Raw genomic sequence first — 25,054 nt, 5'->3', positions numbered from 1 at the left:
ATGCGCAGCAGTGCCAGAATGCTTGACCCAATGAGAGCGGGTACGCTGCGGTCCCGCACCGGGAGTCCGCTCCGTGTGCGGTCCCACCCAGTGTGAGGCCGGGCCCGTCAGGGCACTTGGGTCAGCCAAGCCACACGTTCGTTCGAGAGGTATTTGTGTCGCCTGCTAGCTCGACCTCGAAAGCGTCAGATCTGCACGATCACGTCATCGCGCAACTGATCGAGCGTGGACGGTCCCAGGGCAATCGCCTCGAAGCCGACGACGTACGACGTACGTTCGAGGAGGCCGACATCCCCGTGTCCGCGGCCTCCAGCATTCTGCGGAGCCTCAGCAAGGAGGGTGTGACCGTCATGGTGAGCGCTGCCGACTCCGCGGCGCCCAAGCGTTCGCGCAAGCGCGCGGCGCAGCCGGTGCGCAGGCCCAAGACCGCCGCGGCGGCCAAGGAGCAGCCCGACACGGTGACCGCGGTCGTCGGCGACGACGCGGCATCCCAGGCGGCCTCCGAGGAGATCGCGGCCGAGCCGCGTCCTGCGGCCGTCAAGCCCACGCCGAAGAAGGCCGCGTCCGCGAAGGGCCCCAAGTCCAAGAAGGGCGCGCCCGCGAAGAAGGGCGCCGTGCAGGCCGCTAAGGCGGCCCCGGCCAAGACCGACAAGAAGGCGTCCGACGACCCGGACGTCGACGACGAGGTGGAGGTCGACCTCGAAGCCGACCTCGCCGACCTCGACGTCGAACTCGTCGAGGACGACGCGGCCGCCGAGCCCGTGGAGGCGGAGGCGCCCGAGGTCGAGGAGGACGAGCCCGTCGCCGTGCCCGCGGCGAAGGCGCAGCCCGCCCCCGGCAAGCCCGCCGAGGGCACGCCGGCCGAGGAGGAGGGCTTCACCCTCGGCGACGACGACGAGGACGCGCCCGCCCAGCAGATCGCGGCCGCCGGCGCCACCGCCGACCCCGTCAAGGACTACCTCAAGCAGATCGGCAAGGTCCCGCTGCTCAACGCCGAGCAGGAGGTGGAGCTCGCCAAGCGCATCGAGGCCGGGCTCTTCGCCGAGGAGCGCCTCGCCGTCGCCGCCGCGGCCATGTCCGTGGAGGACCTCGAAGACTTCGAGTGGATCGCCGAGGACGGACGCCGCGCCAAGAACCACCTCCTGGAGGCCAACCTCCGGCTGGTGGTGTCGCTGGCCAAGCGCTACACCGGACGCGGCATGCTGTTCCTGGACCTGATCCAGGAGGGCAACCTCGGCCTGATCCGCGCGGTCGAGAAGTTCGACTACACCAAGGGCTACAAGTTCTCCACGTACGCCACCTGGTGGATCCGGCAGGCGATCACCCGCGCGATGGCCGACCAGGCCCGCACCATCCGCATCCCGGTGCACATGGTCGAGGTCATCAACAAGCTGGCGCGCGTGCAGCGGCAGATGCTCCAGGACCTGGGTCGCGAGCCCACCCCGGAGGAGCTCGCCAAGGAACTGGACATGACCCCGGAGAAGGTCGTCGAGGTCCAGAAGTACGGTCGCGAGCCGATTTCGCTGCACACCCCGCTGGGCGAGGACGGCGACAGCGAGTTCGGCGACCTCATCGAGGACTCCGAGGCCATCGTCCCGGCGGACGCGGTCAGCTTCACGCTTCTGCAGGAGCAGCTGCACTCCGTCCTGGACACGCTCAGCGAGCGCGAGGCGGGCGTGGTGTCGATGCGGTTCGGCCTCACCGACGGCCAGCCGAAGACCCTGGACGAGATCGGCAAGGTGTACGGGGTGACCCGGGAACGCATCCGCCAGATCGAGTCCAAGACGATGTCGAAGCTGCGTCACCCGTCCCGGTCCCAGGTCCTGCGCGACTACCTGGACTGAACCTTCTGCTACACGGATACAGGGCTCCTCTTGCCGGGGGCCCTGTTTCGTGTGGTCAGTCGGGGAGGACGATGTCGAGGTTCGTGCCGTTGAGTTCGGCGGTGTGGCCGAGTTCGGCGACGGCCTTCAGGAGCGCGTCGGGAGTGCGCGGCGCGGCGCCCGCCTTGAGCAGGTCGTGCGCGATCTGCCCGCGCGTCGCCTTCGCCATGTGGCTGACCACGGTCCGCTTCGGGACGCCGCCGACGACCTGTTCGCGGAACACCCGGACGGCCACGGCCGGCGCGGGGGCCTTCCACACGGCCGCGTACGGCCCGGAGCGCATGTCGACGGTCAGGTCGTCGTCCAGCCGCAGGGCCTTGCGCATGGGCGGGCGCCACAGCGTCCCCAGACGGCCCGCAGGGGGCAGCGAGACCGCCATGGCCAGCCGGTACGGCGGGACGCGGTCCGTGAGCCGCAGCGCGCCCCACAGCCCCGAGAAGACGATGATCTGCTCGGCGGCGGACTCGGCGTCCAGGTCGGCGAGGTTCAGGTTGTCGTACAGGACGCCCGTGTAGAGCCGTGCCGCGGGCAGCGTCGGCGCTTCGCGCAGTGCCAGGTTGCGGGCCAAAGCCTCGTCCACCTGGCCCGCCGGGAGGGCGAGCACCTCCGCCGCGTTCCTGCGGCGGCTCGCCCGCGTCAGGGCCTTCAGGACGCGTTCGCGCATCGCGTTGAGGCCGGGGAAGCTCAGTGAGCCCAGGTCGAGGGGCGGACCGTCCCCGCCGTTGGCCTTCTTCTCCGACGGCGGCAGCAGGATGTGCACGATCCTCCCGAAAGCGGTGACGGGGTACCCGGAGCTCGGGCAGCAATTCTCGATACGTTATGCGATCAATCAATTACAGAACGTAGCTGCGTCCAATTGGCTCCGTGGAGAGCCGAAGGGGCGGAATGTGAACGGCGGCCACCGTCTCCGGTGGCCGCCGTTCAAGGGTCCTGCTATATGGGGATCACCGCTCGTCGTCCTGAGCGGTTGCCGGGGTGGTTTCGTTGAGCCGGTCAGTCTCGTCCTGAATGTCGGCCCCGTTGGAGCGGAGGGCCTCTGCGTACTTGCGCCCGTGGTGGGCGCAGAACAGAAGGTCGCCGCCGCCTACAAGGACTGCACGGACGTAGGCCTGGGCGCCGCAGCGGTCGCATCGGTCGGCGACGGTCAACGGCTTGGTTGGGGCAAGGGCTCCAGTCACGGCACCTTCCTCATGCTCGGGGTCGGTACTTAGGACAACATCTAACCCGACGCTGACGTTCCCAACCTGGTTCTTCGTACGCCCACAGCAGAATGGCCCAATAGGTGACCGACATCACATTAGACGGAGTCCCAGCGGAACAGGCGCATGGCGACCAGACCGCCGACGACCGCGACGCCGAGCAGGATGCCTATTTGCGGCAATGCGGACGTCGGGCCTAGGCCGCGGCCCATCACGTTGAGCATCCCTTCGTTCAGGTACCGCAGCGGGAAGACGTATGAGAGGGCCCTCATCCAGCCCGGTGTGGCGTCCAGCGGGAAGAACGAACCGCCCAGGAACGCCAACGGGGACAGCCCGAGCACCGACACGTCTCCCTCGTCCGCCTCCCGCAGCCCCTCGATGATTTCCGGGATCGTCGTCTTGCCGGCGCCGTTCGGACCGAGGATCCCGAAGAACTCGCCCTCCGCGACTCCGAACGTCACCCCGCCGCCGTTGCGGGTAGCCTGGCGAACCGTCCGGGTCCGCCGCGCAGACGTGCCGGAACGTCCGCGGCGGCGAGCCTTTCGGAGGATTGTCGGCGACCGGGGGTACTCTTCTGCCGACCGTCCCACCCCCGAGGAGCGCACGCACGTTGACCGCCGCGACCGCTGAAGCGACCACCGATGACCAGCACGGCTACTCCGCCCGGCACCTCTCGGTGCTGGAGGGCCTGGAGGCCGTGCGCAAGCGACCCGGCATGTACGTCGGGTCGACCGACAGCCGGGGCCTCGCGCACTGCCTGTGGGAGATCGTCGACAACTGCGTCGACGAGGCCCTCGCCGGCTACTGCACCCACATCAGCGTGACGCTGCACGCCGACGGGTCCTTCGAGGTGGCCGACAACGGCCGCGGCATCCCGGTCGACCTGGAGCCGAAGACGGGCCTTCCGGGCGTCGAGCTGGTCATGACGCGGCTGCACGCGGGCGGCAAGTTCGGCGGGGTCTCCTACACCGCGTCCGGCGGCCTGCACGGCGTCGGCGCGTCCGTGGTGAACGCGCTGTCCGCGCGGCTGGACGTCGAGGTCGACCGCGACGGCCACACCCACGCGATCAGCTTCAGGCGCGGCCTGCCGGGCGAGTTCGCCGACGACGGGCGCCCGAACGCCCGGTTCAAGAAGAAGTCCGGCCTGCGGCAGATCCGCAAGGTCGCCAAGAAGGTCACGGGCACCCGTACCCGCTTCTGGCCCGACCTGCAGATCTTCCTGAAGGACGCCACGGTCGAGCAGTCCCTCGTCCTCGACCGGATGCGCCAGACCGCGTTCCTCATCCCCGGCCTCACCATCGACGTCCGCGACGAGCGCGGCGAGGAGATCGTCGACGAGACGTTCCGGTTCGACGGCGGCATCAGCGAGTACTGCGCCTACCTGGCCAAGGACGCCGCGCTCGTCGACGTCCTGCGGCTCCAGGGCCGCGGCCACTTCACCGAGACCGTGCCCGTCCTCGACGACCAGGGCCACCTCACGCCCACCGACGTCGAACGCGATCTCGAGGTCGACATCGCGCTGCGCTGGGGCACCGGCTACGACACGATCACCAAGTCGTTCGTCAACGTGATCGCCACCCCGAAGGGCGGCACGCACGTCCGCGGGTTCGACCGGGCCGTGCTGAAGGTGCTCAACGAGCAGCTCCGGGCCACCAAGCTGCTGAAGAACGGCGACGAGGACGTCCTGAAGGAGGACGTCCTGGAGGGCCTCACCGCGGTCGTGACCGTCCGGCTGCCCGAGCCGCAGTTCGAGGGCCAGACCAAGGAGGTCCTCGGCACGTCCGCCGCCACCCGCATCGTGTCCCAGGTCGTCCTGCGGGAGCTGCGCGGGATCTTCGAGAACCCGCCGCGCGGGCAGAAGCAGCCGCTGCGGGCCGTCCTGGAGAAGATCGCCGGCGCCGCCAAGACCCGCATCGCCGCCCGCACCCAGCGCGACAACCAGCGCCGCAAGAACGCCCTGGAGAACTCCGCGCTGCCCGCCAAGCTCGTCGACTGCCGCACCGCCGACGACCGCAGCGAGCTGTTCATCGTCGAGGGCGACTCGGCGCTCGGCACCGCCAAGCTCGCCCGCAACTCCGAGTTCCAGGCGCTGCTGCCGATCCGCGGCAAGATCCTCAACGTGCAGAAGGCGTCCGTCGCCGACATGCTCAAGAACGCCGAGTGCGCCGCGATCATCCAGGTCATCGGCGCCGGCTCGGGCCGCACCTTCGACATCGACGCGTCCCGCTACGGCCGGATCATCCTGATGGCCGACGCGGACGTCGACGGCTCGCACATCCGCACCCTGCTGCTCACGCTGCTGTACCGCTACATGCGGCCGATGCTGGAGGAGGGGCGCGTCTACACGGCCGTCCCGCCGCTGCACCGCATCGAGCTGGTCAAGCCCAAGAAGGGGCAGGACAAGTACGTCTACTGCTACAGCGACGGCGAGCTGACCCGCAAGCTGGTCGAGTTCGAGCGCAAGGGCCAGCGCTGGAAGGAGCCCGTCCAGCGCTACAAGGGCCTCGGCGAGATGGACGCCGACCAGCTCGCGGAGACCACCATGGACCCGCGCTACCGCATGCTGCGCCGCATCCGCGTCGAGGACGCCGACGAGGCGTCCAAGATCTTCGAGCTGCTGATGGGCAGCGACGTCGCCCCGCGGCGCGCGTTCATCACCGCCGGCGCCTCCGAACTCGACGCCGAACGCATCGACGTCTGACCCTGCCCCACCGGCTTCTGGGTTGGCCTACGGCGTCTGGGTTGGCTTTTGGCGTCTGGGCTGGCTCTGTGGCGGTCGGCGCGTCCACCCGGCGGTGGAGAGCGGGAGTCCAGCCTGGCGCCGATCCGCGCATCGCCGCCGGTCCCGTAGCTTCGTAGCGTGAAATGCAGAACGTCGCTCATCGAGCGGTACGCGATGGCGGTCATCGTCACCGTCCTGCTGGGCTGGGCGGTGGTCGCCTACGTGCGCGCCCTGTTGGACTCCGAGGACCCGCCGGCGCTGCACGGGCTCGGCCTGGCCATCACCGTCCTGAACGTCGTCATGATCGCCTTCCTGGTCGGCGGCATGCGCGTCGGCCGGAAGAAGGAGTCGCGGTGGCGGACGGCGTCGATTGTCCTGCTCGTCGGCGCCGTGACGGTGTCGGTTGCGTTCTACGGGATCGACCCCGACTTCGGCGGCGGATTCGTCGTCGCCATGATCGCTCTCTGGGCGCTGTTCTTCCGGCTGCCGCTGCTCTGGGGCATCGCCGCGAGCGGCATGACGGTCCTCGCGGTGAGCGTGCTCGGGGAGCTCTTCCGGGACGACGGCGCCGACCTCGGGCTGCTGATCGCCTTCATGGGCGTCACCCTGGGCGCCGCGGCGAGCCGCCAGGGCACCGTCGCGCAGGAGGCGACGCGCCGCGCGGAGGCCGCCAACGCCGTGCTCGCCGAACGGTCCCACATCGCGCGGGAGATCCACGACATCCTCGCCCATTCGCTGTCGGCGCAGATCGTCCATCTGGAAGGGGCGAGGCTGCTGCTGTCCCGGGACGGCGACCGTGTGCAGGCCCTGGACCGGGTAGAGCGCGCGCGGAACCTCGCCCGTTCGGGCCTGGACGAGACCAGGCGCGCCTTGGCCACGCTTCGGGGGGAGATCCCGGAGCCTAAGGACGCCATCGCCGAACTGGCCGAGGAGTTCTACGCGAGCACCGGCCGTCCCTGCGACGTGCAGGTGACGGGTGCACCTCGTGAACTGTCGCCGCAGGCGGGGCTCGCCGTCGTCCGTACCGCGCAGGAGGCGCTCACGAACGTCCGCAAACACGCTCCCGGCGCGCGCGCACACGTCGTCCTGCGCTATCTGAACGACGGGGTCGAACTCGAAGTGACCGACACCGGCGCCACCGAACCCGTCGTGGAGATGGGCGGCGGCGGGTACGGCCTGGTGGGGATGCGGGAGCGCGCCGAACTGATCGATGGGACGCTGGTGACGGGGCCGGACGGCAAGGGATTCCAGGTGTCCCTCAAGGTGCCGGTGTGACGGGAGACGGGGCGCGGTGAGCGAGAAGACGAGAATCCTGGTCGTCGACGACCAGACCGTCGTGCGCGAAGGCCTGGTGCTGCTGCTCGAACTCCTGCCCGGCCTTGAGGTGGCCGGGGCCTGCGGGGACGGCGAGCAGGCCGTGGCGATGGTCGCGGAACTAGGCCCGGACGTCGTCCTGATGGACCTGCGGATGCCGCGGATGGACGGCGTCGAGGCGACCCGCCGGATCAAACAGGCCCATCCCGACGTGGAGATCGTCGTCCTCACGACCTACGCCGACGACGAGTCGATCTTCGCGGCGCTGCGCGCCGGGGCCCGCGGCTACCTCACCAAGGACGCCGGCGCGGACGAGATCGCGCGGGCCGTCGCCGCCGTCCGCGGGGGAGCGGCGCAGCTCGACCCGGCCGTCCAGCGCCGCCTCGTCGACGCCGTCGCCACCGGCGACCGGCCCCGCCGTCCCGCCCGCGGCGGCCTGCCGGACGGCCTCACCCGCCGCGAGGCCGAGGTGCTCGCCCTGATCGCGCAGGGGCGCTCCAACGCCGAGATCGCGGGCGCGCTGTTCATCTCCGAGGCGACCGTCAAGACGCACATCAACAACCTGTTCGCCAAGGCCAGCCTGCGCGACCGGGCGCAGGCCGTCACCTACGCCTTCAAGCACGGCCTCGCCGGTTGATCGTCGATCACCGGGCGGCAAGATCTCGGTCAAAGGCCGCGTGACCGGGTCCGCGCGGGCGCAGCATGAAGACCGTGCTCAGAACCTGCATGATCGCGGACTACCTGCGCCCGTACGCGCAATGGCGGATCAACCGTCCCGACCCGTGCGACGACGGCCGCAACGCCCGCGCCGCGATCGGTCTCATCGACGCGGCGGCCTATGTGATGCAACTGGACGACAGCGCGCGCGTCATCGTCCGCATGGCCATTGCCGGGTGCTTCGCCATGGGCCGTTTCAACCCGGGCGCGGAAGGCGAGAATCTCATCCGCTTCTGGCATTACGACAACGCCGACGGCGGGCCGTCCGACCTCCTCGAAGCATTGGCGGCGTCCGCGGAACGCGGCCTGCACCCGGGAAGCGAGAGGGCCTCCCTGTTGCCGCGTCCGCGCGAGGGCGAAGCCACTCCGGCGTAACTCGGCCGGTGTGATTTCCGTGGCGTGATTACAGCCGACGTAACTACACCGGCTCGTTTCCGGGCCTCCCTTTGATTCCGCAACCGAGGCCCGGCGTGTACGGCGTGTACGGCGTGCCCGGCTCGGGGACATCGATCGCCTGCCACGGCCGGGCCGAGCGCTGTCCGGGGGGACGCGGACCTCTGCGGGGAGCGGGCGGGGCCCGTCGTCCCGACGGTCGGCGATGTCGTTGCCGCCCGCGGCGACAGCGGGTCGGCCTGATCCGGTAAGGGATCAAACGAAATTACGGCATACGGAACTGTGCTTATGTGAGAACGGCCAGACCGATATTGGGTTTCCGTGTCCTGAAAGTGCTCGGTCCTTATGTAGATCGGCCGGAATAACCTGTTGCCGCGTCGTGGCCCGTCGGTCACCATTGGTGGCAGGCACGGTCAATTTCCCCTTAGGTTCCTCAATCGACGTCCTCCCTGCGTGCGTCACCCACTCGCGAGGGGATCCGCGATCATGGACGATTACTACGCCCTCCTCGGAGTGGAGCGAACGGCCCCCGTAAAGGATCTTGAAAAGCAGATCCGGACCCAGCTGCGCACCTGGTCGAAGCGGAGCAACCACCCGGATCTGTCCCGGCGGCAGGAGGCCGAGCGGCGGGTTCAGCAGCTCGGCGAGGCGCGCAAGATCCTGCTAGACGCGGACCGCCGCGCCGAGTACGACCGAGGGCTGGCGCTCGCACCCGCGTCCGCGTCCACGTCCCGCGAGCCCGCCACCGGGAAACCGGCCGGCGTCGGCTGGCTCGACGAGGCCAGGCGCCACATCGTGGCCGGCGACTACTTCTCGGCGTCGTACGCCGCGCGGCAGGCGCGCGACGCCGATCCCGGCGACCCCGAGACGTGGAGCATCCTGGCCTGGGTGAACGCCGAGACGGGCAACCTGCGCGACGCGCTGTTCGAGGCCGGCCGGGCGGTCGAGCTCGACCCGCGGGACGCGAGCCGCCACCTCGATCTCGGCGACGTCCAGGCGCGGACGCAGCTGGCCGACGCCGCGCTCGCTTCCTACCGCCGCGCTCTGGAACTGGATCCCGAGCTGGAGGAGGCCGTCGTCGGCATCGCGGGGATCGTCCAGGACGCCGGGCGGCACGCCGACGCCCTGCGGCTGCTGGAGGACCTCCTCCCGCGCAGCCGCGATCCGGAATGGCTCGGCAACCAGCTCGGGATCGCGCTGCTCACCGCGGCCGAGGCGGTCCCAAGGGCGCAGTGGGCGGACGGCTACACGGTGACCAGCCCCGCCGAGGTGAACTTCATGCGCGAGCACGTCGACCGGGCGCGCGAGGTCACCCGGGATCCCGGCCTCCTGGCCGTCGCCGCCGACATCGAACGGAGCCTCGACTGGTGCACCGAGCGGCACTGGCGCACGCCCGGCTGCATGGGAAACGGCTGCCTCATCGCCATCGGAACCGTCGGGCTCATCGTGGCCGGGATCGTCTCCCTCGGCGTCCTCGCCTCCGGCGACATCCTGGGCATCTTCGTGCTTCTGATCCTCTGGGCGATCGGCGTCGGAGCGGTCGCCGCGATCACCTACCTGTCGGGATTCCAGCCCGGCTGGAAGATCAATCAGATCGCTCATTTCCAGCAGAACAGATATCTCGGACCGTGGTGACGAACGGGCGGGGCGACGGGAACGGGAGAATCCGATGGGACATGCGATAGGAATCGATCTCGGCACGACCTTCAGCGCCGCCGCCGTCATCAGGCCGGGCGGACGGCCGGAATTGCTCTGGAACCGCGAGGGCGACCACCTCACCCCGTCCGTCGTGCTGTTCCAGGACGCCGGGCAAGTGCTGGTGGGAAAGACCGCAAAGAACGCGGCCAAGGACCTGCCGGACGACTGCGTGCAATTCGTGAAACGGCAGATGGGCAACCCCGGCTGGAGCTTCGCCGACTCGCACGGCGGGGTGCACGGCGCGGAGGAACTGTCCGGGCTGATCCTCAGGCGCCTCGCGGAGGACGCCGCCGAGGCGCTCGGCGAGGTGGTCCGCGACGTCGTGATCACCGTGCCCGCCTATTTCGACGACGCGCGGCGCACCGCCACCCGGCAGGCCGGGGAGATCGCGGGCCTGAACGTGCTGCGGCTGATCAACGAGCCGACCGCCGCGGGCATCGCGTTCGGCAGCGGCGACATGCCGTCCGGCACCCTGCTCGTGTACGACCTCGGCGGCGGCACCTTCGACGTCACGGTGATGCGGGTCGGCGGCGACGAGCTGGAGGTCATCGCCACCACCGGCGACCGGAACCTCGGCGGCTTCGACTTCGACAACCGGCTGATGGAGCATGTGGCCGGGGAGGTGCTGGCGCGGGGCGGTCCCGATCTCAACGACGACGGCCGGCTCCAGGGCGAGCTGCGCGAGAAGTGCGAGCAGGCGAAGCACGCGCTGACCCGGACGGCGCAGACCCGGCTGTTCTTCAGCGACCCGCAGGGCACCTACACGGTCACGGTCACCCGGGACGAGTTCGAGCGGCTCACCGAGGACCTGCTGGCCCGCACCGCCGACGCCGTCGACGAGGTGCTCGACGAGGCGCGGCTCTCCTGGACGGGCATCGACCGCCTGCTGCTCGTCGGCGGGTCGACGAAGATGCCGATGGTGCGCGAGATGATCGAGCGCGTCTCGGGGAAGGCGCCGGACACGTCCGTCAACCCGGACGAGGCGATCGCGCTGGGCGCGGCGATCGTCGCGGAGCACGAGCTGGCCAGGCGGGACAGGCCGGAGGCCGAGATCCCGTACACGATCCAGGACGTGACGTCGCAGGGCCTCGGGGTCATCGCGGTGGAGGACGACCTCGTCACCGACTACAACCAGATCATCATCGCCAAGAACACCCGGATACCGTGCCAGGAGTTCCAGGTGTTCGAGACGGTCGCGCACCATCAGCGCAGGCTCGACCTGCAGGTCACCGAAGGCGACGACGACGATCCGGACTATGTGACCAAGCTGGTGGAGCGTCCGATCACGCTTCCGGGCGGCCTGCCCAAGGGAGCGCCGATCAAGGTCGTCATGTCCTACGACATCGACGGCGTCGTGCACGTGGAGCTCATCGACCTCACCAACGACCGCTCGCTGGGAGAGGTCGAACTGGAAAGGCCGCGCAATCTCGACGCCGGGCAGGTCACCGGCCTCTCCACGGCACTGAAGACCGTGGACGTGCTGTGACCCGGCCCGAGGAGCCCGCCGGCACGGGCGAGGTGCTCCGGCGCCTGGACGAGCTGACCGACCTGTTCCGCAGGCGCCTCCAGGACGACCGGGACAAGCGGCGGCTCATCGAGCAGCTGGGCGAGCGGCTGAGCCAGGCCGAGTCGGGGCCGTTCCGCCAATACCTGCATCCCTTCGTCAACGGGCTGGCGCTCGTCCTCGACCGGCTCGACCGCTATGCCGGGCCCGACCCGGAGTTCATCGCCTCGATCCGGGCGGAGCTGCTCCAGCTGCTCGACCTGCACGGCGTCACCGAGGTGCCGGTGTCGGGGCCGTTCGACCCGTCCCGGCATGAGGCGGTCGGCGTCCGCCTGGCTCCCGGGACGCCGCCCGGGACGGTGCTGGAGGTCCACTCCCGCGGCCTGGCGCACGGATCCTGGGTCTTCCGGCCCGCCCGCGTCGTCGTCTCCGCCCCACCGCCCGAACCACCGAACCGCCCCGAACCAACCGCCGCGCCCAGACCGATGGACGCGCCCGGACCGACGGCTGCGCCCGGACCGACGGCTGCGGGCGGGCCGACGGCTGCGGGCGGGCCGACGGCTGCGGGCGGGCCGACGGCTGCGGGCGGGCCGACGGCTGCGGGCGGGCCGATGGGCGCGCCCGGGCCGACGGCTGCGGCCGAGCTGATGGACGCGGGCGGGCCGACGGCTGCGGCCGGACCGATGGATGCGGCCGGACCGATGGATGCGGCCGAGCCGGTGGACGTGCCCGGACTGGTGGACGCGCCCGAGCTGGGGGAGCCGCCCGAAACCGGGCCGGTGCCTCCGTCGTAGGCTCCGGCCTAGACGGGGCCGGAGACCGCGGCCGAGGGACGGCGCAGGTCCCGGGCGCGGTGCGGGTGCCCGGGATCTGCGCGCATCACTCCTCGGGTTCGTCTTCGTCCGGGGGCGGGGGGCCGAGGGGGCCGCTGATGGCGGTGAGAGGCTTGTCGAGTTTCTCGCCGGAACCGTCGCGGCGGCCGAGCGTCACGTTCAGCATGGCCGGTCTGCCGTTGGCGGACGCGGCGCGCAGCGGGGTCGGCGCGGCCCATGCCTGGAGCAGGACGTCCTCGCCCTTGAGGAAGCGGTGCGCGCGGACGCCTCCGGTCGCGCGTCCCTTGGACGGGAACTCGGCGAAGTCGGCGAGCTTGATCGCCCCGGTCTGGGTGCCGGGCAGCGCGGACGACGAGCCGGAGATCGTGATCACGCGCGCCTCGCGGGCCGGGTCGATGGCGCCGAACCACAGGACGCGGGCGTCCGGGCCCAGCTTGATGCCCGCCATGCCGCCCGCGGCGCGGCCCTGGGGCCGGACGATCGAGGCGGCGAAGTGCAGCAGCTGCGCGTCGGTGGTGATGAAGACGAGGTGCTGGTCTTCGGAGAGGAGCTGGACGGCCCCGACGACGCGGTCGCCGTCCTTGAGGCCGATGACCTCGAAGTCGTCGCGGTTTGCGGGGAACTCGGGGACGACCCGTTTGACCACGCCCTGCGCGGTTCCGAGGGCCAGGCCGCCGCCCTCCTCGGAGACGGCGGCGATGCCGACGACCGTCTCGTCCGGCTCCAGGTCGACGTACTCGGTGACCTGGGCGCCGCCCGCCAGGGACGGCGGCGTCGCGGACGCCGGAAGCGTCGGCAGGTCGAGGACGTCGACGCGGATCATGCGGCCGTGCGACGTCACCGCGCCGACCTGGCCGCGCGCCGTGGCGGGAACGACGGACGTCAGCACGTCGTGCGCGGCGCGGGGCCCGCTGTCGGGCAGCGGGCCTGGGCCGTGCGTGCGGGCCATGAGCCCGGTGGACGACAGCAGCACCGTGCACGGGTCGTCCGCGACCTCCAGCGGGACGGCCGACGCCGCGGTCTGCCCGGACGATTCGAGGAGGATCGTGCGGCGCGGGGTGGCGAACTCCTTCGCGACCTCGCCGAGCTCCTTGGACACGACGCCGCGCAGCTTCCGCTCCGATTCGAGGATCGCGGTCAGCTGGGCGATCTCCTTGGCGAGCTGCTCCTTCTCCTTCTCCAGTTCGAGCCGGTCGTACCGGGTGAGGCGGCGCAGCGGCGTGTCGAGGATGTACTGGGCCTGGATGTCGGACAGCTCGAAGATCTGCATCAGGCGCTGTTTGGCCTGCGCGGCGTCGTCGCTCTGCCGGATGACCTGGATGACCTCGTCGATGTTGAGCAGGGCGACGAGCAGGCCGTCCACGAGGTGCAGGCGGTCCTCGCGCTTTTTGCGGCGGAACATCGAGCGGCGCCGGACGACCTCGATGCGGTGGTCGACGTAGACCTGCAGCATGTCGCGGAGGCCGAGGGTGCGCGGCTGCCCGTCGATGAGCGCGACGTTGTTGATGCCGAACGTCTCCTCCATCGGCGTGAGCCGGTAGAGGTCCTGCAGGACGGCCTCCGGGTTGAACCCGTTCTTGATCTCGATGACGAGGCGGAGGCCGACGTTGCGGTCGGTGAGGTCCTTCAGGTCGGCGATGCCCTGGAGCTTCTTCGCGTTGACCAGTTCCTTGATCTTGGCTTTGACGCGCTCCGGGCCGACGGCATACGGGAGCTCGCTGACGACGATGCCCTTGCGGCGCGCCGTCACGTTCTCGATGGTCGTCGTGGCGCGGGTGCGGAACGTTCCCCGGCCGTTCGCGTAGGCGTCGCGGATGCCGTCCAGGCCGACGATCTTGCCTCCGGTGGGCAGGTCGGGGCCTGGGACGTGGCGCATCAGGTCGTCGAGCGTGGCGTCCGGGTGGTCGATCAGGTGCCGGGCCGCGGCGATGACCTCGCCGAGGTTGTGCGGCGCCATGTTCGTCGCCATTCCGACCGCGATGCCGGACGCGCCGTTCACCAGCAGGTTCGGGAACGCGGCGGGGAGGACCTCGGGCTCGGTCTCCTGCCCGTCGTAGTTCGGGCGGAAGTCGACGGTGTCCTCGTCGATGGAGGCGACCATCAGCATCGCCTCGCGGGACAGGCGCGCCTCGGTGTACCGCATCGCGGCGGGCATGTCGTCGCCGCCGAGCGACCCGAAGTTGCCGTGCCCGTCGACCAGCGGCATCCGCATCGCCCAGGACTGCGCCATCCGCACCATCGCGTCGTAGATCGCGCTGTCGCCGTGCGGGTGCAGCTTGCCCATGACCTCGCCGACGACGCGGGCGCACTTGACGTGCCCGCGGTCGGGGCGCAGCCCCATCTCGTTCATCGAGTACAGGATCCGGCGCTGGACGGGCTTCAGCCCGTCGCGCACGTCGGGGAGCGCCCGCTGGTAGATGACCGAGAGGGCGTACTCGAGGTAACTGCCGCGCATCTCGTCGGAGACATCGACGTCGACGATGTTCTCTTCGAAGTCCGGCGGCGGGGGAGGGGCCTGGGATCCGCGTCGTGCCATGCCCACATTCTTGCCGGTCCCGGGGACATCTTTCGCCCGCCCCACCCGGTGTGGCGTCCCGTTCGCCGAATCGGTGCCGTTCCGTCACTCCCGCCGACCTGGCAGATTGGTGCCGGACGGTTCCGGTTCCCGCAGGTGGAGGCATCCTTGAGCGCGCTGGCCGACTTCCAGAACTCGATCTATCTGCAGGGGCTCGGCGACGCCGTCCCGGCACTGCCGACGGACCTGACGAGGCTGGAGGGTCTCGCCGAGCGGTCGCTGTCGGCGCGGGCGTTCGGGTACGTGGCGGGGGCGGCGGGCAGCGAGGCGACCGCGCGGGCCAACCGCGCGGCGTTCGACCGGTGGCGGATCGTGCCGAGGATGCTCAGGGACGTGACCCACCGCGACCTGTCCGTGCAGGTGCTGGGCAGCGCGATGCCGTGTCCCCTGTTGCTCGGGCCCGTCGGCGTCTTGTCGATCCTCCATCCCGACGGTGAGCTGGCCGTCGCGCGGGCGGCCGCGGCCGAGGGCGTACCGATGGTGTTGAGCACGGCGTCCTCGCACAACATCGAGGACGTCGCGGACGCGAACGGCGACGGTCCGCGCTGGTACCAGCTGTACTGGCCGAAGAACCGGGATCTCGCCGTCAGCTTCTTGGAGCGGGCTAAGGCGGCCGGGTACACGGCCCTCGTCGTCACTCTCGACACGTTCACGCTGGCGTGGCGTCCACGCGACCTGGACCAGGCGTACCTGCCGTTCCTGCGCGGCATCGGCATCGCCAACTACCTCAGCGACCCGGTGTTCCAGGGCATGGTCGGCGGCCCGATCACCGGCGCCAACCGGGACCAGGCGATCCTGCACTGGGTCGCCAACTTCGGGAACCCCGCCCTGACCTGGGACGACCTGATCTTCCTGCGGGAGCACTGGGACGGCCCGATCGCGCTGAAGGGCATCCAGCACCCGGACGACGCCCGCCAGGCCGTCGACGCGGGCATGGACGGCGTGATCGTCTCCAACCACGGCGGACGCCAGGTGGACGGCGCCGTCGCCTCACTCGACGCGCTGCCGGGTGTGGTCGAGGCCGTCCGCGACCAGGCGGAGGTGCTGTTCGACAGCGGAATCCGCACGGGATCGGACATCGCCAAGGCGCTCGCAATCGGCGCCAAGGCGGTGTTGGTCGCGCGTCCGTACGCGTATGGGCTGGCGCTCGCGGGTGAGGCGGGCGTACGGCACGTCTTGCGTTGCCTCCAGGCCGAACTGGAATTGACGCTGGCGCTCTCGGGCTTCACCCGTCCGGACGAACTCAACCCGGAAATCCTCGTGCGCGCGTGACAAACACGGGCGTCAGGAGCGGCTGGTACGGACGGGCGTCAGGAGCGGCGGGCCAGGACCAGGCTGCCTCGTTTGGTCACCGGGAGGGGCGTTCGCAGGCGGCGGGCCGCCTCGGCCGCTTCCGGGCGGGGCATGTGGCGCGCGATCAGGTAGTCGCGGACGGCGTCGTGGTCGGGAAGCGTGAGCAGCGGCGCGTCCCACCGTTCCACCTCGACCTCGCCGAACACCTCGCAGACGCGGGCCGGGGCCTCCTCCGCGTCGAACGTGGTCGGCTCGGGACGCCAGACGTGGGCCAGTTCCGGGCTGTCGGTCCGGCAGATCGCGGTGACGAGCAGGACGCCGCCCGGGGCGAGGACGCGGCGGGCCTCGCGGAGCGCGAGACCGGGATCGTCCAGGTGGTAGAGCATGTTCACGGCGACGGCGGCGTCGAACGTCCCGTCCCTGAAGGGCAGGCGCAGCGCGTCGGCCCGGACGCGCGGCCGCGGATGCGCGCGCAGGAGGGTGGCGGACGCGTCCAGCCCGACCAGCCGGAACGGCGGCGGGTGGGGGAGGGCGTCGCTGAGCGCGCCCTCCCCGCAGCCGATGTCCAGGACGCGGGACGGCTCGCCGTGCAGCAGTTTCGCGGCGATGTGGTCGTGCAGGCTCCGCGCCCCGATCAGGTACTTCCTGGTGACCCTGGAGGCGAGGCGGAAGCGCTCCGGGTCCGAGTCGTAGTCGGGTGTGAGGGCCATGGACTGAGTCTGCCCGGTGAACAGCCCTGAAAAGCGCCGCTGGGGATCGGCGCCCAGGCAGGCGGCGCGTCGGTGGCGCGTCGGTGGCGGGTCGGTGGCGTGTCGGAGTGTGTCAGGCGGTGGTTCCGCCGTCGACGACCAGGTCGTGCCCGACAACGTGGCTCGACGCGTCCGACGCCAGCCACAGCACTGTTTCCGCCACCTCGGACGTATCGGCCACGCGTCCCGACGGGGAGGCCGTGCGCATCCGCTCCACGCGCTCGGCGCGGGTCTCGCCGGGGAGCAGCGACATGGGCGTGTCGCTGGCGCCGGGGCTGACGGCGTTGATGCGGACGCCGTCCGCGATGTGGTCGAGGGCCGCGGCACGGGTGAGGACGCTGACCGCCGCCTTGGACGCCGCGTAGGCTGCCAGTCCCGGGCGGCGGCCGTGCGACCCGATGTTGGACGCGATGTTGACGATCGTCCCGCCGCCAAGGCGGCGCATGTGCGCGATCTCGTGCTTCATCGACAGGAACACGCCGGTCAGGTTCACCGCGAGGACGTCGTCCCAGGCGGCCTCGTCGATGTCGGCGAGCGGTCCGGCGGCGGCGAGGATTCCGGCGTTGTTGACGGCGACGTGGAGGCCGCCGTGGCGCGCGACGACGGTCTCCACCATCCGGGCGACGGCGGACGTGTCGGTGACGTCGGCGACGACATGGTCGGCGCACGGGCCGATCTCCTTGACCGCGTCGGTGAGCGCGTCCGCGTCGCGTCCGGCGAGGACGACCGTGGCGCCCTCGCGGACGAAGGCGCGCGCGATGGCGCGGCCGATGCCGCCGGCCCCGCCGGTGATGAGCGCGATCCTGCGGTCGAACGTCATGGCCTGGCTCCTAATACTAGATTGATCGTTCTTGAATTGGAGTGAAGGAGGCTCCGCCGGGGCGGGAAGGCAGGGAAAGGTCAGTCGAAGACGGCCAGCGCCTCGCGTGTCGCGTCGTGGAGGCGGTCGTCGTCGGCGGGCGCGCGGCCCAGCACGCGAAGGCCCTGGAAGAACACGACCAGGAACCGCGCCAGCGCGCGCGGGTCGCGGCCGGGGGATAGCTCGCCCTGCGCGCGGGCGCGGGTGAGCGCCGAGGTGAGCGACGCCTCCAGGAAGGTCCAGCTCGCCTCGACCAGCCGGGCCGCCTCCGGATCGCGGGCGGCGAGCTCCACCGCGGTGTTGACGACGAAGCAGCCGTGTCGCGGCCGGTCGCGGGCCGACTCCGCGGCATAGCGCTCGATCAGCCTCCGGACCTGGGGCAGGACGGGGCCCGGCTGCGACAGCGCCTCCGCGAGCGCCGGGTTCGTCGTCCGCAGATAGTGCTCGAACGCCTTCAGGTAAAGCTCGTGCTTGCCGCCGAACGTCGCGTAGATGCTGGCGCGGGCGACGCCGAGATGCGCCACGAGGTCGGCCATGGACGTCGCCTCGTACCCGCGCTCCCAGAACAGGTCCAGGGCGCGCCGGAGCGCCTCGTCCGGGTCGAACTCCTTCGTCCGTGGCATGCCGACGACGATAGGCCTATCGAGAACGAACGGTCAAATATCAGAGCTGAGGGCGGGCGGGGACGGCCGGACGGTCCAGGTCCAGGGCGTCCAGCACCGACCCGTCCGCGGCGAGCGCCTCGACGACCGGGCCGCGGCGCGCGCCCCACACCACGGCCACGTGCCCGTGCGCGGGGACGTCCAGCAGCCGCTTGCCGACCCGGATCCGCACGACCTCCGCCGACGCCCGCAGCCGCGCCTCGCTCACCCACTTCGCGCCCCACGGCAGCAGCCGGTTGGCGTTCCGGACCGTCCGGCCAGACCCGTACTTCAGCAGGTGCCGGCCCATCTCCCCGGACGAGCGGCGCGCCAGCGGCTCCTCGGGGGCCGAGCCGCCGGCGCCGCCCAGCTCCATCCACTCGCCGTCGCGGCGGTGGAACGTCCAGCCCTCGATGAAGCCGGACGCCACGTCGCCCCACTGGTGGAGGAACGTGACAACGGCGACGTCGCCGTCCATGTCGAGCCCGAGCGGAAGGAAGTCCCGTCCGTCGGCGAAGGCGGCGGGAGCCGGGTGGGGAAGGCCGTCCTTGAGGAGCCGCATGCACTCCTCGCGCACCTCGTGGTCGTTCATGTTGCGGGGTGGTCGTTCATGTCGCGAGACCTCTGGATCGTGCAGGCAGGGCAAATCATGCAGCTGGGGCGATTCTGCGGGCAGAACGATCCTGCGGGCAGAACAAGCAGGCAGAACAAGCTGGCAGAACAAGCTGGCAGGACAACGGGCAGGACAAAGGGCCCTCCCGCGAGAGGGCCCCACGTGTGGACACACTCTAGAGGTCCGGCTCGTCTGGTTTCACCCGTCTGGCGTACTCCCGTCCACGCGTTGCCACCCGTCCTGCCTCTCACCGTCAGTCACCTCGGTGTCGCGGCAAGGGGTGGCACTAGGTTCACCCCGCACCTGAGGCCCGGTTCATGGTGGCCCGCGAAACGGGGCAATACGGTTGCTCCATGGCATCCACCTCCGGGACCGCGCCACGTGCCCGCGTGCACGCTCCGTGGTCGGCGACGGCGTGGCGCGACACCGCGTTCGTCGCGTCCGGGGTGCCGCTCCAGGCCGCCGGATGGCTGATCGCCGGCTCGCTCTGGACGCTCTGGACACCGGCGAAGTCGGTCAAGATCCTGTTCCTCGCCGGCACGTCGGTCGTCCTGGTGCTGCTCGTGCTGCGGCCGCTGACGACCTGGCAGCGGGAACGCTGCTGGGCGATGCTGGGCCTGCACATACCGCGGATGCCCGGCTTCGACGACGGGCGTCCGCGCTACACGCCGCGTTATCTGCGCTCGCCTGAGCTGTGGCGGGTCCTGCAGTACCACATGGTCGCGGGGCCGTTCCTGGCGCTCGGCGGTCTCGGCGTCATCGCCGCGTGGGCGAGCGGGCTGGCCCTCACCGGGGCCGGGCTGTACGGGTGGGCGCTGCCGCCGTCCAGCCCGATGAACCCCGTCGCCCATCCGGCGCGGATCGTCGCCCTGACCGCGGTGGGCGTGCTGCTGCTGGCGGCGGCGCCGTGGGCGGCGGCGGGCGTCCGCCGGCTGGACGCCCGCGCCGCGTCCGCGCTGCTCGGCCCCGACCGCGCGAAGGAGCTCGAGCGGCGTGTCGAGGACCTCGCCGAGAAACGCGCCAGCGTCGTGGACGCCGCCGACCTCGAACGCCGCCGCATCGAGCGCGACCTGCACGACGGGGCGCAGCAGCGGCTCGTCTCGCTCGCGCTGAACCTCGGGCTCGCCCGAGCGAGACCCTCGGCGGGGTCCCGGACGACGCCATGCAGGTGATCGTCGAGGCGCACGAGGAGGCCAAGGAGGCGCTGACCGAGCTGCGCACCCTGATCCGCGGCCTCCACCCGGCCGTGCTGGAGGACCGCGGCCTGGACGCCGCGCTGTCCGGCGTCGCCGCGCGGGTGCCGGTCGCCGTCCGGCTGCGGGTCGAGGTCGAGCCGCGCGCCTCGTCCACCGTCGAGGCCGTCGCGTACTTCGTCGTGTCCGAGGCCCTCACCAACGTGGCCAGGCACGCGCGGGCCACCGAGGTGGACGTCGCCGTGATCCGGCGCGGCGACGTGCTGCACGTCACCGTCACCGACGACGGCATCGGCGGCGCCGCCCCGTCTGGCCTCACCGACCCGTCCGGCGACACGGGCACCTCCTGCGACGCGGGCTCGTCCGGCGGCACGGGTTCGTCCGGCGGCACGGGCTTGTCCGGCGGGACGGGTTCGTCCGGCGGGATGGGTTCGTTCGGTGGGATGGGTTCGTTCGGTGGGACGGGTTCGTTCGGCGGCGCGGGTTCGTTCGGTGGGACGGGGTCGTCTGATGGGACGGGGTCGTCGGGTGCTGCGGGCTCGTCCGGGGGGACGGGGCTGGCCGGGCTCGCGCGGCGCGTCCGGTCCGTGGACGGCACGTTCCGCATCACCAGCCCCGCGGGGGGACCGACGACCGTCACCGTGGAGCTGCCGTGCGCGTTGTGATCGCCGAGGACTCCGTCCTGCTCCGCGCCGGGCTGATCAAGCTGCTGGAGACCTCCGGGTTCGAGGTCGCGGCGGCGGTCGGCGAGGCCGACGGGCTGCTCGCCGCCGTCCGCGCGCACCGCCCGGACGCGGCCATCGTGGATGTCCGCATGCCGCCCGGCTTCACCGACGAGGGCGTCCGGGCCGCGCTGGTCATGCGGCGGGAGTCGCCGGAGGTGTCCGTCCTGCTGCTGTCCCAGTACGTGGAGGAGCGGTACGCGGCGGACCTGCTGTCGACCAGCACCAGCGGCATCGGCTACCTCCTCAAGGACCGGGTCGCGGACGTCTCGGTTTTCCTGGACGCGCTGCGGCGGGTCGCGTCCGGCGGCGCCGCGCTGGACCCCGAGGTCGTCTCCCAGCTGCTGCTGCGGCGGCACCGCGACCCGCTCGACCGGCTCACCCCGCGGGAGAAGGAGGTCCTGGCGGTGATGGCGGAGGGCCGCTCCAACGCGGGCATCGCCGCGGCGCTGGTGGTGAGCGAGAGCGCGGTCGCCAAGCACATCAACAACATCTTCGCGAAGCTCGACCTCCCGCACACCGAGGGCGACCATCGCCGCGTGCTCGCCGTCCTCCGCTTCCTGGAGGGCGAGACATGACCGCCCGCGACTCCAGGACGGAGGCCCGGACAACACCGCGAGACCACTCCGCCACCGAACCGCCCACCGCAGACCCAGCCGGTTCCGGGCCAGCCGGTTCCGGGCCAGCCGGTTCCGGGCCAGCCGGTTCAGGGCCAGCCAGTTCAGAATCGACCGCTTCCGGACCAACCGCTTCCGGGCTAGCCGGTTCAGGATCGACCGGTTCCGGGCCTACCGGTTCAGGGGCGGGCGGTTCCGGGGTTGCCGGTTCAGGGGTGGGCGGTTCCGGGGTTGCCGGTTCAGGGGTGGGCGGGGGCGATCAGGTTGTCGGACGGCCCCGGCGGCGCGGGAAATGGATCGTCCTGGCGATCGCGACCGTGCTGGTCGTGGTGGTCCCGGCCGGTCTCACGGCGTGGGGGCGCGTCATCCGGCAGACGATGACGTCCGACACCGTCCACCGGTACGCGATCAAGGAGTTGCGGCTGGACATCGGCGGCGCCGAGGTGTCCGTCGGCCCGGGACCGGACGGCGAGGCGCGCGTCTACCGGCAGCTCAGATGGGGGGTTCGCAAGCCGTACGTCACCGAGTCGGTGGCGGGCGACGTGCTCTTCCTCATGTTCCGCTGCAACGGGCCGGGCCTGATCAGCGGCCGGGAATGCGGCGGCGACATCGACATCCGGGTGCCGCGTGGGGTGCGGGTGTCGGCCGTGTCGGGATCCGGGCAGCTCAGCGTCCGGGAACTGAGCGGCGACCTCGACCTGCGGACGGGCTCCGGCGAGGTCAGGGTCGCGGACGTGCGCGGACGGCTGCGGCTCCGGGCCAGGTCCGGCAAGGTCGTCGCGACCGGGCTGGCGTCGCGGCGGGTCCGCGCCGACGTGTCGTCCGGCCTGCTCGACCTCCGCTTCGCCGAGCCGCCGGACGCCGTGGAGGCGGTGGCCCATTCCGGGACGGTCAAGATGATCGTCCCGCCCGGCTCGGTCTACCAGGTCGTCGGCTGGACGGGCCCGGGAGCCGCGCACCTCAACAAGGCGGTCGTGGACGACGCCTCGCCGCGCCGCATCTCCGTCCAGAGCGGGTCGGGCGACACCTACCTCGACTACCGCGAAGACGAGTGACGGCCACCACACCGCTCGAATTTGCGTCATTTGTGTGGAGCGGGTTAACTGCTGACATGACCTCCGTACGCCTGTGCCCCGAGCACCGCCCGCAGAATTCGCGGGCCGTGCGGCGTATGTGCTGCCGTCGAATGTGTGACCGCTGAGGGCCCCTGCCTGAGCCTCGCGCCCCGAAGCGAGCGAACCCCGACACGCGAGTCGTGCATGTATTTCGAACGCCATCTGCTGAGCCACACCCCGTACCCGCCTGGCCGCTCCTGAGCGCGCTCCTGCTCGGCTGAGCCCAGGCGCGCCGAGCGTGCGATCGGCCATGTCCGACCACACCGCCGGCCATATCCCCACCAGCTCTGACCTGTTCATCGCCGCCCCGCCGGGGCGGCCCTCCGTCCGCATGGATTGATTTCCTGTGATTCAGATCGAAAAACTCCGAAAGGTCTACCGCGGCCGTGGCCGCGAGGTGACCGCCGTCGACGGCGTCGACCTGACCGTCGCCGAGGGTGAGGTCTTCGGCGTGCTCGGACGCAGCGGCGCCGGGAAGAGCACGCTGCTGCGCTGCGTCAACCTGCTGGAACGTCCGGACGAGGGCCGCGTCGTGATCGACGGCCGGGACCTGCTGTCGCTGCGCGGCGGCGAGCTCCGCCGGGCGCGCCAGGGCATCGGCATGATCCACCAGCATTTCGGCCTGCTCGGCAGCCGCACCGTCGCCGGCAACGTCGCGTTCCCGCTGGAGGTCATGGGCGTCCCGCGCGCCGAGCGGGCCCGCCGCGTCGCCGAGCTCCTCGATCTCGTCGGGCTCGCCGGTCACGCGAAGGCGTACCCGGCGCGGATCTCCGGCGGGCAGAAGCAGCGCGTCGGCATCGCCCGCGCCCTCGCCGGACGGCCGAAGGTGCTGCTCTCGGACGAGGCGACGTCCTCTCTCGACCCGGAGACGACCGCGTCGATCCTGGACCTGCTGCGCGACCTCAACAGGCGGCTCGGCCTCACGATCCTGCTGATCACCCACGAGATGGGCGTGGTCAAGAGCATCTGCGACTCGGCCGCCGTCATGCGGGACGGCCGCCTCACCGAGCAGGGCCCGGTGCCCGAGCTGCTCGCCCGCCCGGGGTCCGAGCTGGCCCGCGGCCTGTTCCCGCTGCCGCCCGCCGAGCCCCGCGACGGTTACACACTCGTCGAGGTCACGTTCGTCGGCGGCGCCACCGGCGAGCCGGTCGTGTCGGCGCTGGCCCGCAAGTACTCCCTGGACGTCAACATCCTCGGCGGCGCCGTCGAGACGGTCGGCGGCGAACGCGTCGGACGCCTCCAGCTCGAACTCCCCGGCGACCCGTCCCTGAACGCCGCGCAAATCGCCTTCCTCCGCGAAGCCGGCCTCGCCGTAACCGTCAAGCCCCCCGCCCACGACGCCAAGACGGCGCACGACATCAAGCCCCCGCCCAACGCCGAGCCCGCGCCCGACGCCAAAACGGCCCGCGAAGTTGAGGCCGCGCCCGATGTCGAGGCCGCGCGCGACGCTGAGGCCGCGCCCGACGCCAGGACGGCCTACGACATCAAGGCCGCGCCCGACGCTGAGCTCGTGCACGACGCCAGGACGGCCTACGACACCAAGGCCGCGCCCGACGCTGAGCGCGCGCCCGACGCCAGGACGGCTCACGAAGTCGAGGCCGCGCCCAACGCCGAGCCCGCGCCCGACGCCAAGACGGCCCACGAAGTCGAGGCCGCGCCCGACGCCAGGACGGCTCACGAAGTTGAGGCCGCGCGGGACGCCGGGACGGCTCACGAAGTTGAGGCCGTGCGCGGTGTCGAGGAGGACGTTCGATGAGCTGGGACGAGGTCACTCCGCTGCTGTGGCCCGCCACGGTCGACACCCTCTACATGACCGGTGTGGCGACGCTGTTCACCGCCGTCCTCGGGCTGCTGCTCGGGGTGCTGCTGGTGGTCACCGAGCGCGGCGGGCTGCTGCCCGCGCCGCCGGTCAACAAGGTGCTCGGCGTGGTCGTCAACATCGGGCGGTCGCTGCCGTTCCTGATCCTGATGGTGGCGATCATCCCGTTCACCCGGACGGTCGTCGGCACCAGCATCGGGAATGCGGCCGCGATCGTCCCGCTGACCGTCGGCGCCATCCCGTTCTACGCGCGGCTCGTCGAGATCGCGCTGCGCGAGGTGGACCCGGGCGTGATCGCCGCGGCGGACGCGATGGGCGCCACCCGCCGGGAGATCGTCGGCAAGGTCCTGCTGCGCGAGGCGCGGCCGGGCCTGGTGTCCGGGCTGACCGTCACCGTGATCGCGCTGATCGGCTACACGGCGATGGCCGGGACGGTCGGCGGCGGCGGGCTCGGCAACCTCGCCGTCGTCTACGGCTACGAGCGCTTCGAGACCAAGGTCATGGTCGCCACCGTCGCGCTGCTCATCGTCCTGGTCCTGATCATCCAGGCCGCGGGGGACCTCGCGGCCCGGCGCCTGACCCATAGATAACGAAG

Annotated in this window: 22 protein-coding genes and 1 pseudogene; 15 read left to right on the top strand and 8 right to left on the bottom strand. The window is 71.3% G+C overall.

What is annotated here, in order from left to right:
* Positions 1–155: 155 nt before the first annotated feature.
* Complete coding sequence (locus tag ACH34T_RS31190; protein WP_396024518.1) at positions 156–1,844, top strand: RNA polymerase sigma factor; 1,689 nt, start codon at positions 156–158, stop codon at positions 1,842–1,844.
* Between the two features lie 55 nt (positions 1,845–1,899).
* Here the strand turns inward: ACH34T_RS31190 and ACH34T_RS31185 are convergent, their stop codons facing one another.
* From ACH34T_RS31185 to ACH34T_RS31175, 3 genes are all read right to left on the bottom strand, one after another.
* On the bottom strand, positions 1,900–2,643 hold the full coding sequence (locus tag ACH34T_RS31185; RefSeq protein ID WP_396024517.1) for a YaaA family protein: 744 nt from the start codon (positions 2,641–2,643) through the stop codon (positions 1,900–1,902).
* Between the two features lie 184 nt (positions 2,644–2,827).
* Positions 2,828–3,061, bottom strand: coding sequence for a hypothetical protein (locus tag ACH34T_RS31180; protein WP_396024516.1), 234 nt, complete (start codon positions 3,059–3,061; stop codon positions 2,828–2,830).
* 119 nt (positions 3,062–3,180) lie between these two features.
* Positions 3,181–3,543, bottom strand: a complete 363-nt coding sequence (locus tag ACH34T_RS31175; RefSeq protein WP_396024515.1) for an ATP-binding cassette domain-containing protein — start codon at positions 3,541–3,543, stop codon at positions 3,181–3,183.
* A 149-nt stretch (positions 3,544–3,692) separates the two neighbouring features.
* Between ACH34T_RS31175 and ACH34T_RS31170 the strand changes: the two genes are divergently transcribed.
* The 7 genes from ACH34T_RS31170 to ACH34T_RS31140 all read left to right on the top strand — a co-directional run bounded on the left by ACH34T_RS31170 (position 3,693) and on the right by ACH34T_RS31140 (position 12,224).
* A complete protein-coding gene (locus ACH34T_RS31170; RefSeq protein ID WP_396024514.1) occupies positions 3,693–5,783 on the top strand; it encodes a type IIA DNA topoisomerase subunit B in 2,091 nt (696 codons plus the stop codon).
* Positions 5,784–5,942: 159 nt separating this feature from the next.
* Positions 5,943–7,079 (top strand): sensor histidine kinase, encoded by a 1,137-nt coding sequence (locus ACH34T_RS31165; protein WP_396024513.1) that lies wholly within the window; start codon positions 5,943–5,945, stop codon positions 7,077–7,079.
* 16 nt (positions 7,080–7,095) lie between these two features.
* Positions 7,096–7,755, top strand: a complete 660-nt coding sequence (locus ACH34T_RS31160) for a response regulator (protein WP_396024512.1) — start codon at positions 7,096–7,098, stop codon at positions 7,753–7,755.
* A gap of 65 nt (positions 7,756–7,820) precedes the next feature.
* On the top strand, positions 7,821–8,210 hold the full coding sequence (locus tag ACH34T_RS31155; RefSeq protein WP_396024511.1) for a hypothetical protein: 390 nt from the start codon (positions 7,821–7,823) through the stop codon (positions 8,208–8,210).
* 504 nt (positions 8,211–8,714) lie between these two features.
* Entirely contained in the window at positions 8,715–9,863 is a 1,149-nt protein-coding gene (locus ACH34T_RS31150) for a tetratricopeptide repeat protein (protein ID WP_396024510.1), read from the top strand.
* Between the two features lie 34 nt (positions 9,864–9,897).
* Positions 9,898–11,412 (top strand): Hsp70 family protein, encoded by a 1,515-nt coding sequence (locus ACH34T_RS31145; protein ID WP_396024509.1) that lies wholly within the window; start codon positions 9,898–9,900, stop codon positions 11,410–11,412.
* Positions 11,409–12,224: a nucleotide exchange factor GrpE gene (locus tag ACH34T_RS31140; protein WP_396024508.1), complete on the top strand. Its 816-nt coding sequence runs from the start codon at positions 11,409–11,411 to the stop codon at positions 12,222–12,224. The genes ACH34T_RS31145 and ACH34T_RS31140 overlap by 4 nt, the downstream gene beginning before the upstream one ends.
* Before the next feature lie 85 nt (positions 12,225–12,309).
* Here the strand turns inward: ACH34T_RS31140 and ACH34T_RS31135 are convergent, their stop codons facing one another.
* Positions 12,310–14,799: a DNA topoisomerase (ATP-hydrolyzing) subunit A gene (locus ACH34T_RS31135; protein WP_396024507.1), complete on the bottom strand. Its 2,490-nt coding sequence runs from the start codon at positions 14,797–14,799 to the stop codon at positions 12,310–12,312.
* Positions 14,800–14,946: 147 nt separating this feature from the next.
* On the opposite strand from ACH34T_RS31135, the gene ACH34T_RS31130 reads away from it, so the two are divergent.
* Positions 14,947–16,110, top strand: coding sequence for a lactate 2-monooxygenase (locus ACH34T_RS31130; RefSeq protein WP_396024506.1), 1,164 nt, complete (start codon positions 14,947–14,949; stop codon positions 16,108–16,110).
* 38 nt (positions 16,111–16,148) lie between these two features.
* Here the strand turns inward: ACH34T_RS31130 and ACH34T_RS31125 are convergent, their stop codons facing one another.
* The 4 genes from ACH34T_RS31125 to ACH34T_RS31110 all read right to left on the bottom strand — a co-directional run bounded on the left by ACH34T_RS31125 (position 16,149) and on the right by ACH34T_RS31110 (position 18,972).
* Positions 16,149–16,841, bottom strand: a complete 693-nt coding sequence (locus ACH34T_RS31125; protein ID WP_396024505.1) for a class I SAM-dependent methyltransferase — start codon at positions 16,839–16,841, stop codon at positions 16,149–16,151.
* A gap of 112 nt (positions 16,842–16,953) precedes the next feature.
* Positions 16,954–17,700, bottom strand: a complete 747-nt coding sequence (locus tag ACH34T_RS31120; protein ID WP_396024504.1) for an SDR family NAD(P)-dependent oxidoreductase — start codon at positions 17,698–17,700, stop codon at positions 16,954–16,956.
* An 80-nt stretch (positions 17,701–17,780) separates the two neighbouring features.
* On the bottom strand, positions 17,781–18,362 hold the full coding sequence (locus ACH34T_RS31115) for a TetR/AcrR family transcriptional regulator (RefSeq protein WP_396024503.1): 582 nt from the start codon (positions 18,360–18,362) through the stop codon (positions 17,781–17,783).
* Positions 18,363–18,402: 40 nt separating this feature from the next.
* Positions 18,403–18,972, bottom strand: a complete 570-nt coding sequence (locus ACH34T_RS31110) for a hypothetical protein (RefSeq protein WP_396024502.1) — start codon at positions 18,970–18,972, stop codon at positions 18,403–18,405.
* 374 nt (positions 18,973–19,346) lie between these two features.
* On the opposite strand from ACH34T_RS31110, the gene ACH34T_RS31105 reads away from it, so the two are divergent.
* The 6 genes and pseudogenes from ACH34T_RS31105 to ACH34T_RS31080 all read left to right on the top strand — a co-directional run bounded on the left by ACH34T_RS31105 (position 19,347) and on the right by ACH34T_RS31080 (position 25,049).
* Entirely contained in the window at positions 19,347–20,165 is an 819-nt protein-coding gene (locus tag ACH34T_RS31105) for a sensor domain-containing protein (RefSeq protein WP_396024501.1), read from the top strand.
* Positions 20,156–20,851 carry a sensor histidine kinase gene (locus ACH34T_RS31100; RefSeq protein WP_396024500.1) on the top strand — a complete coding sequence of 232 codons (696 nt, stop codon included), beginning with the start codon at positions 20,156–20,158 and terminating at the stop codon, positions 20,849–20,851. Before ACH34T_RS31105 ends, ACH34T_RS31100 begins: the two co-directional genes overlap by 10 nt.
* Positions 20,839–21,486 carry a LuxR C-terminal-related transcriptional regulator gene (locus tag ACH34T_RS31095; RefSeq protein ID WP_396024499.1) on the top strand — a complete coding sequence of 216 codons (648 nt, stop codon included), beginning with the start codon at positions 20,839–20,841 and terminating at the stop codon, positions 21,484–21,486. Before ACH34T_RS31100 ends, ACH34T_RS31095 begins: the two co-directional genes overlap by 13 nt.
* A gap of 284 nt (positions 21,487–21,770) precedes the next feature.
* Positions 21,771–22,580, top strand: coding sequence for a DUF4097 family beta strand repeat-containing protein (locus tag ACH34T_RS31090; protein ID WP_396024498.1), 810 nt, complete (start codon positions 21,771–21,773; stop codon positions 22,578–22,580).
* A 406-nt stretch (positions 22,581–22,986) separates the two neighbouring features.
* Positions 22,987–23,961 (top strand): annotated as a pseudogene (locus ACH34T_RS31085) (methionine ABC transporter ATP-binding protein); the annotation flags it as partial.
* 431 nt (positions 23,962–24,392) lie between these two features.
* Positions 24,393–25,049 carry a methionine ABC transporter permease gene (locus ACH34T_RS31080; protein ID WP_396024497.1) on the top strand — a complete coding sequence of 219 codons (657 nt, stop codon included), beginning with the start codon at positions 24,393–24,395 and terminating at the stop codon, positions 25,047–25,049.
* The last annotated feature ends 5 nt before the right edge of the window (positions 25,050–25,054 follow it).

Origin of the sequence: Actinomadura sp. 9N215 (assembly GCF_044326345.1) — a bacterium.
Lineage (GTDB): Bacteria > Actinomycetota > Actinomycetes > Streptosporangiales > Streptosporangiaceae > Spirillospora.
This window is presented reverse-complemented; position numbering and strand designations above follow the sequence as displayed.

Excerpts from the sequence above, each read along its gene's own strand:
- ACH34T_RS31125 (WP_396024505.1), bottom strand. The coding sequence starts at position 16,841 with ATGGCCCTCACACCCGACTACGACTCGGACCCGGAGCGCTTCCGCCTC.
- ACH34T_RS31080 (WP_396024497.1), top strand. The coding sequence starts at position 24,393 with ATGAGCTGGGACGAGGTCACTCCGCTGCTGTGGCCCGCCACGGTCGAC.
- ACH34T_RS31150 (WP_396024510.1), top strand. The coding sequence starts at position 8,715 with ATGGACGATTACTACGCCCTCCTCGGAGTGGAGCGAACGGCCCCCGTA.
- ACH34T_RS31115 (WP_396024503.1), bottom strand. The coding sequence starts at position 18,362 with ATGCCACGGACGAAGGAGTTCGACCCGGACGAGGCGCTCCGGCGCGCC.
- ACH34T_RS31145 (WP_396024509.1), top strand. The coding sequence starts at position 9,898 with ATGGGACATGCGATAGGAATCGATCTCGGCACGACCTTCAGCGCCGCC.
- ACH34T_RS31155 (WP_396024511.1), top strand. The coding sequence starts at position 7,821 with ATGAAGACCGTGCTCAGAACCTGCATGATCGCGGACTACCTGCGCCCG.
- ACH34T_RS31110 (WP_396024502.1), bottom strand. The coding sequence starts at position 18,972 with ATGAACGACCACGAGGTGCGCGAGGAGTGCATGCGGCTCCTCAAGGAC.
- ACH34T_RS31120 (WP_396024504.1), bottom strand. The coding sequence starts at position 17,700 with ATGACGTTCGACCGCAGGATCGCGCTCATCACCGGCGGGGCCGGCGGC.
- ACH34T_RS31135 (WP_396024507.1), bottom strand. The coding sequence starts at position 14,799 with ATGGCACGACGCGGATCCCAGGCCCCTCCCCCGCCGCCGGACTTCGAA.
- ACH34T_RS31100 (WP_396024500.1), top strand. The coding sequence starts at position 20,156 with ATGCAGGTGATCGTCGAGGCGCACGAGGAGGCCAAGGAGGCGCTGACC.
- ACH34T_RS31105 (WP_396024501.1), top strand. The coding sequence starts at position 19,347 with ATGGCATCCACCTCCGGGACCGCGCCACGTGCCCGCGTGCACGCTCCG.